Here is a 12,271-nt window from a genome sequence, read left to right as displayed (position 1 = left end):
CCGCCGGCGCAGGCTGGCGGGGCGCAGGTCGGTCCATTGCCGCGGGATCCGGGCGAGGCATTCCTCGCGGGTGCCCTCGGCGCCTCGGCGGTCCAGCCGGCGGGGAGTTCGCGCTCGGACCACCAGATCGAGTACTGCTCCTCGTCGTTGAGGACGACGCGGTAGCGGGTCTCCGCCTGTCCGCCGCCGTCGCCGGACCGGTTGCCGTTCTGCTGTTCGCTCATCGCTGTTCCCTTCGCGTGATCAGGTGTGGCCATCCTTGAAGAGGGCGCTATCGATGCCCTATCGAGCGCATATACGGGCCGGAACGCGGGACGGGCCCCCGGCGCCGCAATGGCGTCGGGGGCCCGTGGGGGTGGGGGTGGCGGTCAGGCCGCCGTGACGGCCGCCGGGGTGCGCAGGGCGGCTTCCACGTCGTGGTCGAGGATCCAGCCGACGTCGGCGGCCGCCCCCTTGATGTCGCCGCCGGGGCCGCCGCGGGGCTTTCCGCCCTCGCGGGAGCCGAGCTGGACCCGGGTGGTGTGGGGGCGGCGGAGCGCCTCGTAGCGTTCGAGGGCGGCGGCGGTGCCGGGGGCTCCCGGGTCCGCCTCGGCGAGGCAGACGGCGAGGGCGACGGCGTCCTCGACGGCCTGGTTGGCGCCCTGTCCGTGGTGCGGGAGCATCGGGTGGGCGGCGTCGCCGAGCAGGGTGGTGCGGGCGGTGCTCCAGCGTTCCAGCGGGGCCCGGTCGTACAGGGCCCAGCGGCGCACCTCGCCCGCGGCGCCGACCAGTTCGCGGACCTGCGGTGCCCAGCCGGCGAGTACGGAGTCCAGGTCGGCCGGGTCGCCGGCGCTGGTCCAGGACTCGGCGTCGCCCTCGGGGGCCGGCACCACCACCACGTAGGTGAACTGGCGGCCGGCGGAGACCGGGTAGCACAGGACCCGCGCGTCGGGGCCGGCGAACATGTACATGCGGGCCGGGTCGAGGCCGGGGACGTCCGCCGCGGCGACGAGCCCGCGCAGGGCGCTGTTCCCGGAGTACACGGGGGCGTCGTCGCCGGCGAGGGCGCGGCGCACCGCCGAGTGGACCCCGTCGGCGCCGACCAGGACGTCGGCCCGGTCGGTGGTGCCGTCCGCGAACTCCAGCAGGACCCCGTCGGGGTGCTCCTCGTACCGCACCAGCTCCTTCCCGGTGCGCACCCGCTCCGCCGGGACCAGGCCGGCGAGCATGTGGTGCAGGTCGCCGCGGTGGACGGTGAGGTAGGGGGCGCGGAATTTCCGCTCCCAGGCCTCGCCCATCTCCTGCACGCCCACCTGGGCGCCGTCGTGGAAGGCGCGGACCTCCAGGGCCTCGGGGCGGACGGCCAGTTCGGCGAGGCGCGGGCCGAGGCCGAGGCGTTCCAGCAGTCTGGTGCCGTTGGGGCCCAGGTGCATGCCGCCGTCCTCCTCGCGCAGGGCCTCGCCGCGCTCGTACACGGTGACGTCCAGGCCGCGGGCGTACAGGGCCGCGCCGGCGGTCAGGCCGCCCAGTCCCGCGCCGATGACGGCGACGCGGGGGCTCATCGCTGCTCCCGGGCGTTCTCGAAGGACTCGAACTCGTCGAACTCGTCGAAGCCGTCGAAGCCGTCGAAGCCGTCGAAGCCGGTGCCCGCGGCGGTGCCGAGGGCCAGCAGGGCCTCCAGCTCGCTCGCTCCGGCGAGTTCCACGTCGGCGACCGGGGTGTCCGGGTCCTGGACGGCGGCGGCGAGCATCCGCTCGTAGCCGTCGGCGAACCGGGTGACGGTCTCGCGGTCCAGTACGTCGGTGTCGTACGAGAAGACGGCCATGATCCCCTCCGGGGTCTGCTCGATGCGCAGCAGCAGGTCCAGCTGGCCCTCCTGCTGGGGGACGTCGATCAGGGCGATGTCGAGCCCCGCGTACGGGACGGACGGGCCCTCGCTCGCGCCCGGCGGGACGTTGGGCACGGGCGGTTCCATGCGGTCCATCTGGACGAGGAACAGCGCGGTGCGGAAGACGTTGGCGCGGGGGAAGGCCAGGGCGCAGGGGTAGCGGACGTTGACCATGCCGCGCATGACGCGTTCGCCGGCCTGGGCGGCGGCGCTGCGGAAGGTGGAGCGGGCGTCGAAGTCGGCGCGGACCGGCATGGTGTTGAGGAAGCAGCCGATCACGTCGCGCTGGGCGCGGCCCATCCGGCTGGTGGCGGGGACGCCGAGGACGAAGGCGTCCTGCCCGGTCCAGCGGTGGGTGAGGGCCTGGAAGACGGAGAGCAGGTACGCGAAGGGCGTCACCCCGGCGGCGGAGGCGGCCGCGGGGCAGGCCGTCGGCGGTGTCCCGCGCGAGCTGCCGTACGACGGTTCCGCCCCGGTAGGAGCGCAGGGCGGGCCGGGGCCGGTCCAGGGGCAGTTCGGCGGCGGCGGCGCCGGCCACCGACTCGTGCCACAGCGCGGCGGCCCGCTGCCCCGCCTCGGAGGCGGTGTAGCGCAGCTCCTCGGCGGTGTGGTCGGCGTACGAGCCGGGGATGGGGCGCCAGGCGGGTTCGGTGCCGGCGGCGATGCCCGCGTAGGCGTCGAGGACGTCGCGGACCAGCAGCCAGCGGGAGGTGAAGTCGCTGACGATGTGGTGGGCGGAGGTGACCAGGGCCCAGTCCGTGTCGGAGCGGCGCAGCAGCACCACCCGGAAGGCTCCGGACTCCAGGCGGAAGGGGCGGGCTCCGGCCTCCTCGGCGGCGCGGTGCAGCTCGTCCTCGGGGGCGCCGTCGAGGTCGTGGAACTCCAGGCGGACCAGGGGCTGTTCGCTGACGGTGCGGCGCACTCCGGCGGCGCTCTCGGTGAAGACCGAGCGCAGCAGGTCCTGGCGGGCGCCGACGGCGGTGACGGCGGCGTCCATGGCGACGGGGTCGACGCGGCCGCGCAGCCGCAGCGGCATGACGATGTTGTAGGCGGAGGCCTCGGGCGAGACCCGGTAGGCCGTCCACATGGACTGCTGGATCGCGGTGAGCGGCAGCGCCTCCACGGTGGTGGTGCTCATCCGCAGCCTCCGGCGTGGCTCATGTCGGTGGTGCGGCCGGCTCCGACGACGGCGAGTTCCCTCTCCTCGGGCCGCGCGGCCGGGGCGGGGGCCCCGTCCGCGAAGGAGGCGGCGAACTCCTCGACCCGGTCCAGGCCCCAGTAGGGCTCGCTGCCGTTGATGAAGTACGGGACTCCGAAGACCCCGTCGCGGTGCACGTCCTTCAGGGCGGCGGCCCCGCGGGCGCGCAGGCCGGCGTCGTGGGGGGCGGCGGCCACGGCGGCGGCGTCCAGACCGATCCCGGCGGCCAGTTCGACGACGGTGTCCGGGTCGCAGATGTCGCGGCCCTCCAGCCAGCGGGCGCGTCCGGCGCGTGCCACCCACTCCCGGCCGAGGCCCGCGTCGGCGGCGAGGAACCAGGTCAGGTGGGCCGGCTCCCACCAGGGGGTGCGGTCGGCCGGCCAGGTCAGCGGCAGGTCCCGGTCGGCGGCGAGGCGGCGTACGTCGCGCAGGATGTAGAACTGCTTGGCGCGGCTCATCGGCGTGTACGGGAACTGCCCGCCGGCCTCGTCGAGGAGCCGGCCGGTGGTCTCGTCGGGCTCCCAGAAGGGGCGCCATTCGAGGCGGTCGAGCAGTCCGGGGTGCCGGCGCTCGATGTCGTGCAGGGCGAAGAAGTTGTAGGGGCTGCGCAGGTTGAAGTAGAACCGGGGCGGTTTGGCGGCACGGCCGGCCATGTCGAAACTCCTCTGTGAATCAGGCTGGTCCCGGTGGTCGGGCGGGTCAGACGACCAGACCGCCGTCGATGTGGAAGACCTGTCCGGTGATGTAGGAGGCGCGGTCGGAGGCGAGGAAGGACACCAGTTCGGCGACCTCGTGCGCCTCTCCGAAGCGGCGCAGCGGGATGCGGTCCGCCATCTCCTTGGCGTGCTTCTCGGACAGGCCGCCGACCATGTCGGTGGCGATGAAGCCGGGGGCCACGGCGTTGGCGCGCAGGCCGCTGCGGCCGGACTCCTTGGCGAGTGCCTTGGTGAAGCCGATGATCCCGGCCTTGGTGGCGGAGTAGTTGCTCTGGGTGGCGTTTCCGGCGGCGGCGACCGAGGAGAGGGTGATGATGGTGCCGCGGCGGCGCTTCATCATCGGGAAGGCCACTGCCTTGGCGAAGTTGAAGGTGCCGTCGAGGTTGGTGCGGACGACCGCGTCCCAGTCCTCGTCCTTCATCATGGCGAGGTGGCCGTCGCGGACGATGCCGGCGGCGGTGACCAGCACCTCCACCGGGCCCAGTTCCGCCTCGGCCTGCGCGGTGAAGGCCCGGACCTGTTCGCGGTCCGTGACGTCCACCCGGCGGGCCAGTACCCGCGCCCCCAGCGCCTGCGCGGACTTCGCGGCGAGGCGGGCGGCCTCCTCGTTGGACTGGTAGCAGAAGGCCACGTCGTGGCCGTCCCGCGCCAGGATCTCCACCACGGCCCGGCCGATGCCGCGGGAGCCGCCGGTGACGAGGGCTACCGGCCTCGGTGTCTCGGACATGGATAGGTGCCTCTCTCTCGGGACGCGGGGGTGCGTGCGGGGCGTGCGCGGGTGCGCGGGTGGGGGCGGGGGGGCGTCGGGCCACGGGCGGTGTGCGGGGCTGCGGGCGGGGGGCGTCGGCGTGCGCCCCCGCTCCGGACCGCCGGTTCAGCCGAGCCGGAGCAGGGTGGCCCCGACGGTGCCGTCCCGGTCGATGGCGGTGACCAGGGCGAGCCGGTCGACCAGGGCGGGCCGGGCACCGGCGTGCGCGAGGACGGCGGCCAGCTGGAAGGCGGCCGAGGCGGCGGTGGCGTCTCCGACGAGGGGGCGTACGGCGATCCGCTCGCCCGCGACGCCGTCCAGCGCGGACTCCTCCTGCTTGCCGAGCAGCCCGGCCGGGGTGCCCGGGGCGACCAGGGCGACGTCCTCGGGGGCGGCGCCCGCGTCGGCGAGGACCTCCTCGACGCAGCGGGCCAGCGCGGAGCCGGCCCGCCCGCTCTCCGGGAAGGCCCGGAAGCGGGAGCCGAGCACGGTGGCGAGGACCTGGCGGCCCCCGTCGCGGGCGGCGTCCCCGCTCTCCAGCAGGAACAGCGCGGCGCCCTCGCCGAGCGGGTCGGCCTCGGCCCCGCCGTGGTCGGCGACCCGCTCCAGGCGGGCCCGCTGGACGGAGTACTCCTCGGCGGCGCCGGCCAGCAGCGCGTTGGCGTGGCCGCCGCGCAGCAGCCGGGAGGCGTAGTTCAGGGCGAGCAGGCCCGTGGCCGAACCGCCGGAGACGGTGACGTTGGGGCCCTTGAGGGTGTGCCGGATGGCGCTCTGGCCGGTCGGGCAGTTCATGACGGTGTTGGGGAACCGGGCCGGGTCGACGAGGTAGGGCTTCTCCCCCGTCAGGGCGTCCTTGGTGAAGTCCATGATGGACTGGACGCTGCCGGAGGTGCCGAGCACCAGCCCGGTCTTCTCCGGGTCGGCGGCCAGGCCCCGGCCGAAGTCCTCCAGCAGCTCGCCGACGGTGACGACGGCGATGCCGGTGGCCCGGTCCATGGAGCGGGTGCCCTTGCGGCCGAGCACCTCCTTGATGTCGAAGCCGGGGATCAGGCCCGCGTCCTCGTACGGGACGGGCCACTTCCCGGGGTCGACGGGGGCGGTGGCCGCCGTCCGCGCGAGGAGTCCCTCGGCGAAGGCCCGGCGGCCCAGCCCGTACGGGGAGCTGACCGCCCAGCCCGAGATGACCAGCTGCCGCTCGCGGGGTTCCGCTGCCGTGCTCATGCGACGGTGCTCCTCTCGTCTTCCCAGTGGCCGAGGACCAGCACGGCGTTGTTGCCGCCGAAGGCGAGTCCGTTGTTCTGCACGACCTTGAGGTCGGCTTCGACGGCCTCGTTCGGTACGCAGTCCACCCCGCACTCGGGGTCGGTGGTGCGGTGGTTGATGGTCGGCGGGATGAACCCCTCGCGCAGGGCGAGGGCGCAGGCCGCGGAGGCCAGGGCGCTGGCGGCGCCCATGGTGTGGCCGATCATCGACTTGATGGAGACGGTGCGGGGCAGGTCCTCGCCGAACACCTGGCGGATCGCGCCGACCTCGGTGACGTCGTTGGCCCTGGTGCCCGTACCGTGCGCGGAGATGAAGTCCACGTCGGCGGGGGTGATGCCGGCGTTGGCGTGCGCGGCGGTGATGCAGCGGGCGATCGAGTCCCGGTCGGGGGCGACCGGGTGGCTGGCGTCGCAGGACAGCCCGTACCCGAGGACCTCGGCGTAGATCCGGGCGCCGCGGGCCAGGGCGGATTCCAGTGACTCCATCAGCAGGATGCCGGCGCCCTCGCCGGTGAGGATGCCCTGCCGGTCGGCGTCGAAGGGCCGGCACACGTCGGGGGCGATGGTGCCGAGCCGGTAGAAGCCGGTGAAGGTCTTGCGGCACAGGGCGTCGGCGCCGCCGCACAGGGCCATCTCCACGTCGCCGGAGCTGATGGCGTCGTAGCCGTAGCCGACGGCGTAGTTGCCCGCGGCGCAGGCGGTCGGGACGGTGACCGTCTCGACGTCCTCCAGGCCCAGTTCGCGGACGATGCCGGCGGAGAGCCGGCCCGGCCAGACGCGCCGGGCGACCACCGGGTCGAGGGTGTCCTCGTCCTGGGCGACCTGGAGCCCGGTGAGGTGGTCCAGGTCGCGGGACTCGCCGTCGGTGGTGCCGACCGAGACCAGGGAGCGCCTGGCCCGGACGTCCGCCTCGGTGAGTCCGCCGTCGGCCACCGCCATGCGGGCCCCGGCGACCGCGAACTGGGCGGCCCGGCCGAGCTCGTCGGCCGGCAGCTCGCGCAGCCAGGCGTCCGGCTCGAAGTCGGTGATCTCGCAGGCGTTGGAGTGGGCGAAGCCGGTGGTGTCGAACGCGCTGATGGGCTTGGCCCCGCTGCGTCCGCCCCGCAGGCCCTCGGCGAAGGCGTCGACGCCCGTGCCGATGCTCGTCACGACACCGAGGCCCGTGATCACCACCCGGTGCCGGGCGGCGGGTCGCCGCCCCGTCGCGGCCGTCCGGTCGCTCACTTGCCCTCGGCCTCCGCGATCACGGCGTACACGCCGACCAGGTTGACCATGCGGCTGAGCTCGGCCTGCTCCAGCGTGATGCCGAAGACGCGCTCCAGCGAGGCGAGGATCTCGATGGTGCGCAGGGAGTCGGCGTCGTGCTCCTCCTTGAAGAGGCTGGTCTCGGTCACCTCGTCGAGGTCGAGCTCCAGGATGTCGCAGACGATCTCCTTGATCTGCTCCTTGCGCTCGGCGTCGAGGGTGGCGATCTGGGTGGTCATCCGAATTCCTCCGTTGGGTGGGGATCGTGCGGGGGCGATGGTTCGATGGTGGGAGCGGCCGCTATCCGTGGCCTATATCCACGAGGTGCGGCGTGACGGCCGGCTGCGGGTCCTTCCACAGGTGGGAGACCTCGCCGAACTGGCGGCGCACCCAGTCGTCGTCGTAGATCGTCTCCAGGTAGCGGTCGCCGCCGTCGGGCAGGACGAGCACCACGTTGGAGCCCGGGACGATGTCCGGGGCGATCCGCTCCAGGGCGGCGACCACGGCTCCCGAGGAGCCGCCGGCCAGCACCGCTTCCTGGCGCACCAGGCGGCGGCAGCCCACGACGCAGTCGAGGTCGCCGACGTGGATGACCCGGTCCGCGTCCGAGGGGCGCAGCAGCCGGGGCACGACCGAGGCGCCGTGTCCCGGGATCAGCCGGGTGACGCGCTCGGGCGGGGCGAACAGCACGCTGCCGATGGCGTCGACCGCGTTGACGGTGGTGTTCATGCCGTGCCGGCGGATGTACTCGGCGCAGCCGCCCAGGGTTCCGCTGGTGCCCGCGGCCACGACGAGCTGGTCGACGCGGCCGTCGAGGGCCTCGGCGATCTCGCGCATCGTGTTCTGGTGGGCGACCGGGTTGAGCGGGTTGGAGTACTGGTCGGGCCAGTAGGCGTCGGGGGTCTCGGCGACGAGGTCGGCGACCCGTCGCAGCCGGGCGGGCAGCAGCTCGCCGGTGACCGGGTCGGGATCGACGACGATCTCGACCTCGGCCCCGTAGGCCCGCAGGATCGCCACGTTCTGCCGGGTCGTGCGGGCGTCGACGACGCAGATGAAGCGCAGTCCGAAATAGCCGCAGATCTGGGCGAGCCCGATCGCGAGATTGCCCGAACTCGACTCGATCACCGTGGATTTGCCCGGGACGAGTTCCCCGGACCTGATGCGCGCGAGCACCATGGAGAGTGCCGAGCGGTCTTTGATACTTCCTCCGGGATTGAACCGCTCCACCTTCGCGAACACCCGCGAGCCGAGGCCCGGCAGCAAACGCTCCAGTTCGATGAGCGGCGTTCCTCCCACTGTAGAGAGGATTCCCTTCGTCCCTTCGTCGTACGGCATCTGATGCAGCCATCCTCTGCTGGGAGTTGCGGGGTGCGGATACAACGGGACCGAGATTCGGCCAATCCGCTATATCGACGCCATACGGCCGGTTATAGGTGGCGCATAGTCGACGGTTCGAATCTCTTCCCATCGCACAACGGAACTCCCCAGCAGACGGAAGAGAGAGTCCCCACATGACCGGCACCGACTCGCGCATTCAGAAAGTCGTCATCCTGGGCGGCGGTACCGCCGGCTGGATGACCGCCGCTTATCTCGGGAAGGCCCTGCAGGGCACCGTGGACATCACGGTCCTGGAGGCGCCGGCGATTCCGCGGATCGGTGTCGGCGAGGCCACCGTCCCGAACCTCCACAAGGTCCTCTTCGACTACCTCGGCATCGCCGAGGAGGAGTGGATGCGGGAGTGCAACGCCAGCTTCAAGATGGCGGTGCGGTTCGTGAACTGGAGAACCGGCGGCCAGGGCCAGCCCGACGCGCGTGAGCTGGAGAACGGGGGCCCGGACCACTTCTACCACCCGTTCGGCATCCTTCCCGACAGCGACAACGTCCCGATGTCGCACTACTGGGCCAAGCGGAAGCTGGAGGGCCGGACCGAGGAGCCGTTCGACTACGCGTGCTTCCGCGAGCCCCCGGTGATGGACGCGAAGAAGTCCCCGAAGTGGCTCGACGGCACTCCGTCCACCCGCTACGCCTGGCACTTCGACGCCGCCCTGGTCGCCGACTTCCTGCGCCGCTTCGCCACGGAGAAGCAGGGCGTCAACCACGTCCAGGACGAGATGACGCACGCCGAGAAGGACGAGCGCGGCTTCATCAAGGCCCTGCACACCAAGGCCGGCCGGGTGCTGGACGCCGACCTGTTCGTGGACTGCTCCGGCTTCCGCGGCCTGCTCATCAACCAGGCCCTGGAAGAGCCGTTCATCGACATGAGCGACCACCTGCTGTGCGACAGCGCCGTCGCCACCGCCGTCCCGCACGACGACGAGGCGAACGGCATCGAGCCGTACACCTCCGCCATCGCGATGTCCTCCGGCTGGACCTGGAAGATCCCGATGCTGGGCCGTTTCGGCTCCGGTTACGTCTACTCCAGCAAGTTCACGACGAAGGAGGAGGCGACCAGGGAATTCAGCGCCCTGTGGGGTCTGGACCCGGAGACGACGAAGTTCAACCACGTGAAGTTCCGGGTCGGCCGCAACCGCCGCGCCTGGGTGAACAACGTCGTCAGCATCGGGCTCTCCTCCGCGTTCCTGGAGCCGCTGGAATCGACCGGCATCTACTTCATCACCGCGGCCATCTACCAGCTCGCCAAGCACTTCCCGGACCGCACCTTCAACCCGGAGCTGGCGAACAGCTTCAACCACGAGATCGAGGTGATGTTCGACGACACCCGCGACTTCATCCAGGCGCACTTCTACTACGCGCCGCGCAACGACACGCCGTTCTGGCGGGCCAACAAGGAGCTGACCCTCCCGAAGAACATCCAGGAGAAGATCTCCGCCTACAAGGCCGGCCTGGCCATCAATTCGCCGATCGCGGACGAGTCCACGTACTACGGCAACTTCGAGGCGGAATTCCGCAACTTCTGGACCAACGGCAGCTACTACTGCGTCTTCGCCGGCCTCGGTCTGGAACCGGACGCCCCGCTGCCGATCCTCGCCCACAAGCCCGAGTCGGTGGCCGGCGCCGAGGCCCTGTTCGGCAAGGTCAAGCAGGAGCAGAACCACCTCCTCGACACCCTCCCCAGCACGTACGACTACCTCCGCAAGCTGCACGGCTAGTACGCAGTCGCTTCCTTCCGGTGCGCAGGCCCGGAGCCGGCCCCTCCCTCCGGCTTCCGGGCCCCGCGCCGCACCCCAGACCAGGAGAGTCCCGCTCATGACAGCCACTTCGCAGCCGTCCCCCTCCGCCCGCACCGCCCCGACCGTCCGCGCCGGCCTGTCTGACGCGGCCGAAGCCGACATCAGGCCCCTGATGTCGGCCTTCCCCTCGGGCGTCTCGGTGATCACCACGATCGGCACGGACTCCGAGCCGCGCGGCATGACGTGCAGCTCGCTCGCCAGCGTCGCCCTCTCCCCGCCCACCGTGGTGCTGTGCCTGCGCACCGGGAGCCCGACCGTCCAGGCCGTCCTGGAGACCGGGCACGTGGCCGTCAACCTGCTCCACGAGAACGCCCGCCCCGTCTCCGACCTGTTCGCCTCGGGCGCCCCCGACCGCTTCGAGCGCGTCGAGTGGCGGCTGCCGCTGGGCGCCGGCGGCCCGCATCTGGCCGGGGCCTCGCACGCCATCGCCGACGGGGAGGTCACCCAGGCCGTCGAGTTCGGCGACCACACCGCCGTGTTCGTCCGGATCAGCCGGGTCTCCCTGCACGACGCCGAGGAGCCCCTGCTGTACGGCAAGCGCCGCTACGCCCGCTGGACCGACGCCACGGCCGTCCCCGGCCCGCCCGCGGCGGCCCCTCCCCTGCCGGCGATATCCGCCCCGCTCGTCGCCCCGTCGGACCGGGAAGGAGCCGCCGGTGTCCGCCCGTGACCCGCTGCCCGATCTGCTGATCGCGATCCCCGCCGTCATCATCGCGTGCAAGGCCGGCGCGATGCTCTTCCGCCGGATCGGTCAGCCGCCGGTGGTCGGCGAGATCGCCGTCGGCATCCTGCTGGGCCCCTCGCTGCTCGGCTGGCTGTGGCCCGACGCCCAGACATGGCTGTTCCCCGGGACGGTCCTGCCGTTCACCGGGGCGTTCGGAAACATCGGTCTGCTGGCGTTCATGTTCCTGGTGGGCCTGGAACTCAACCTCTCGGCCCTGCGCGGGCACAGCCGTACCGCCATCGGCGTCAGCCAGGCGAGCATCGCGCTCCCGCTCGTCCTCGGCTCGGGCCTGGCGCTGCTGATGTACGACACGATGGCCCCGAAGGGGGTCACCAAGCTCGCGTTCGTGCTGTTCATCGCCGTGTCCATGAGCATCACGGCCTTCCCCGTGCTCGCCCGGATCCTCACCGACCGGGGGCTCTACAACACCCGGATCGGCGCGCTGGCCATGGCCTGCGCGGCGGTGGACGACGTGACCGCCTGGTGCCTGCTGGCCGCCGTCGTCGCGGTCAGCACCAGCAGCTCCCCCGTCGAGGCGGCCACGACGGCGGCCCTCGCGGCCCTGTTCCTGGCCTTCATGATCTACGCGGTCCGGCCGCTGCTGGCCAAGTGGGCCGTACGGGCCGCCCGCACGGTGGACTCCGTCGTCCTGGTGGTGCTGTTCAGCGGTCTGTGCCTGTCGGCCTTCACCACCGACAAGATCGGCGTGCACGCCCTGTTCGGCGCCTTCGTCTTCGGGGTGATCACCCCGCGCGGCTCCCGCGTGATCGAGCTGTGCGCGGCCCGGCTGCGGGCCTTCACCATCCCCATCCTGCTGCCGCTGTTCTTCGTCAACACCGGTCTGAAGACCGATGTGGGGCTGATCGCCGCCGACCCGATGATGTGGCTGTGGGCCGGCGCCGTCATGGTCGTCGCCTTCCTCGGCAAGTGGGGCGGCAGCACGGCGGCCGCCCGGGCCACCGGCCAGTCCTGGCGGGACGCCATGTCGATCGGGGCGCTGATGAACTGCCGCGGCCTGACCGAACTGGTGGTGCTGAACCTGGGGCTGGAGCTGGGGGTGATCGGGCCCGAGCTGTTCACGATGCTCGTCCTGATGGCCCTGCTCACCACCGCGATCACCTCGCCCGCCCTGTCCTGGATCCGCCGGGGCGTGTCCCCGGGCAAGGAGGCCGCCGACGCGGCCGAGGGGCCGCTGGTCCACGAGCCGGTACGGCTGCCGGCGAAGGCGGCCGCCCTGTCGCCCTGACCCCGCAACGCCCCGGCCCCGGACCGCTGCCCCGCAGCGCTCCCGCCCCGGGACCGCTGACCGCCGCCGGTGCG

Annotated in this window: 12 protein-coding genes and 1 pseudogene; 3 read left to right on the top strand and 10 right to left on the bottom strand. The window is 72.5% G+C overall.

All coding sequences use genetic code 11. The features are described from left to right. The 10 genes and pseudogenes from SSNG_RS26950 to sbnA form a co-directional block, all read right to left on the bottom strand. A partial coding sequence (locus SSNG_RS26950) for an MbtH family NRPS accessory protein (protein ID WP_165365028.1) occupies nucleotides 1-224 on the bottom strand: 224 nt, incomplete at its 3' end. Nucleotides 225-368: 144 nt separating this feature from the next. Then, nucleotides 369-1,541, bottom strand: coding sequence for an FAD-dependent monooxygenase (locus SSNG_RS26945; RefSeq protein WP_007267089.1), 1,173 nt, complete (start codon nucleotides 1,539-1,541; stop codon nucleotides 369-371). Beyond that, nucleotides 1,538-2,266 carry a condensation domain-containing protein gene (locus SSNG_RS44950; RefSeq protein WP_007267088.1) on the bottom strand — a complete coding sequence of 243 codons (729 nt, stop codon included), beginning with the start codon at nucleotides 2,264-2,266 and terminating at the stop codon, nucleotides 1,538-1,540. Before SSNG_RS44950 ends, SSNG_RS26945 begins: the two co-directional genes overlap by 4 nt. An 88-nt stretch (nucleotides 2,267-2,354) precedes the next feature. Then, nucleotides 2,355-2,954, bottom strand: a pseudogene (locus SSNG_RS44945) (condensation domain-containing protein); the annotation flags it as partial. Nucleotides 2,955-3,001: 47 nt separating this feature from the next. After that, on the bottom strand, nucleotides 3,002-3,718 hold the full coding sequence (locus tag SSNG_RS26935; protein ID WP_007267086.1) for a DsbA family protein: 717 nt from the start codon (nucleotides 3,716-3,718) through the stop codon (nucleotides 3,002-3,004). A gap of 46 nt (nucleotides 3,719-3,764) precedes the next feature. After that, nucleotides 3,765-4,508, bottom strand: a complete 744-nt coding sequence (gene fabG, locus SSNG_RS26930) for a 3-oxoacyl-[acyl-carrier-protein] reductase (protein ID WP_007267085.1) — start codon at nucleotides 4,506-4,508, stop codon at nucleotides 3,765-3,767. A gap of 147 nt (nucleotides 4,509-4,655) precedes the next feature. Then, nucleotides 4,656-5,750: a beta-ketoacyl synthase N-terminal-like domain-containing protein gene (locus SSNG_RS26925; protein ID WP_007267084.1), complete on the bottom strand. Its 1,095-nt coding sequence runs from the start codon at nucleotides 5,748-5,750 to the stop codon at nucleotides 4,656-4,658. Continuing rightward, nucleotides 5,747-7,015, bottom strand: a complete 1,269-nt coding sequence (locus SSNG_RS26920; RefSeq protein ID WP_007267083.1) for a beta-ketoacyl-[acyl-carrier-protein] synthase family protein — start codon at nucleotides 7,013-7,015, stop codon at nucleotides 5,747-5,749. Before SSNG_RS26920 ends, SSNG_RS26925 begins: the two co-directional genes overlap by 4 nt. Then, entirely contained in the window at nucleotides 7,012-7,275 is a 264-nt protein-coding gene (locus SSNG_RS26915; RefSeq protein ID WP_007267082.1) for an acyl carrier protein, read from the bottom strand. The genes SSNG_RS26920 and SSNG_RS26915 overlap by 4 nt, the downstream gene beginning before the upstream one ends. Nucleotides 7,276-7,336: 61 nt before the next feature. Continuing rightward, on the bottom strand, nucleotides 7,337-8,332 hold the full coding sequence (sbnA, locus tag SSNG_RS26910) for a 2,3-diaminopropionate biosynthesis protein SbnA (RefSeq protein WP_241695123.1): 996 nt from the start codon (nucleotides 8,330-8,332) through the stop codon (nucleotides 7,337-7,339). Nucleotides 8,333-8,547: 215 nt separating this feature from the next. Between sbnA and SSNG_RS26905 the strand changes: the two genes are divergently transcribed. From SSNG_RS26905 to SSNG_RS26895, 3 genes are all read left to right on the top strand, one after another. Then, nucleotides 8,548-10,146: a tryptophan halogenase family protein gene (locus SSNG_RS26905; protein WP_007267080.1), complete on the top strand. Its 1,599-nt coding sequence runs from the start codon at nucleotides 8,548-8,550 to the stop codon at nucleotides 10,144-10,146. Nucleotides 10,147-10,243: 97 nt separating this feature from the next. Then, nucleotides 10,244-10,897, top strand: coding sequence for a flavin reductase family protein (locus SSNG_RS26900; protein WP_007267079.1), 654 nt, complete (start codon nucleotides 10,244-10,246; stop codon nucleotides 10,895-10,897). Next, entirely contained in the window at nucleotides 10,884-12,197 is a 1,314-nt protein-coding gene (locus SSNG_RS26895; RefSeq protein ID WP_007267078.1) for a cation:proton antiporter, read from the top strand. Before SSNG_RS26900 ends, SSNG_RS26895 begins: the two co-directional genes overlap by 14 nt. The last annotated feature ends 74 nt before the right edge of the window (nucleotides 12,198-12,271 follow it).

It is taken from the genome of Streptomyces sp. C (genome assembly GCF_000158895.1).
In the GTDB taxonomy this organism is placed as follows: Bacteria; Actinomycetota; Actinomycetes; order Streptomycetales; family Streptomycetaceae; genus Streptomyces; species Streptomyces racemochromogenes.
The sequence above is the reverse complement of the archived record's forward strand: the minus strand, read 5'-3'. Positions and strand labels throughout refer to the sequence as shown.

What these genes read in the sequence shown, in the direction of transcription:
- SSNG_RS26945 (WP_007267089.1), bottom strand. Translation starts at nt 1,541, where the DNA reads ATGAGCCCCCGCGTCGCCGTCATCGGCGCGGGACTGGGCGGCCTGACC.
- SSNG_RS26900 (WP_007267079.1), top strand. Translation starts at nt 10,244, where the DNA reads ATGACAGCCACTTCGCAGCCGTCCCCCTCCGCCCGCACCGCCCCGACC.
- fabG (WP_007267085.1), bottom strand. Translation starts at nt 4,508, where the DNA reads ATGTCCGAGACACCGAGGCCGGTAGCCCTCGTCACCGGCGGCTCCCGC.
- SSNG_RS26925 (WP_007267084.1), bottom strand. Translation starts at nt 5,750, where the DNA reads ATGAGCACGGCAGCGGAACCCCGCGAGCGGCAGCTGGTCATCTCGGGC.
- SSNG_RS26915 (WP_007267082.1), bottom strand. Translation starts at nt 7,275, where the DNA reads ATGACCACCCAGATCGCCACCCTCGACGCCGAGCGCAAGGAGCAGATC.
- SSNG_RS26935 (WP_007267086.1), bottom strand. Translation starts at nt 3,718, where the DNA reads ATGGCCGGCCGTGCCGCCAAACCGCCCCGGTTCTACTTCAACCTGCGC.
- SSNG_RS26905 (WP_007267080.1), top strand. Translation starts at nt 8,548, where the DNA reads ATGACCGGCACCGACTCGCGCATTCAGAAAGTCGTCATCCTGGGCGGC.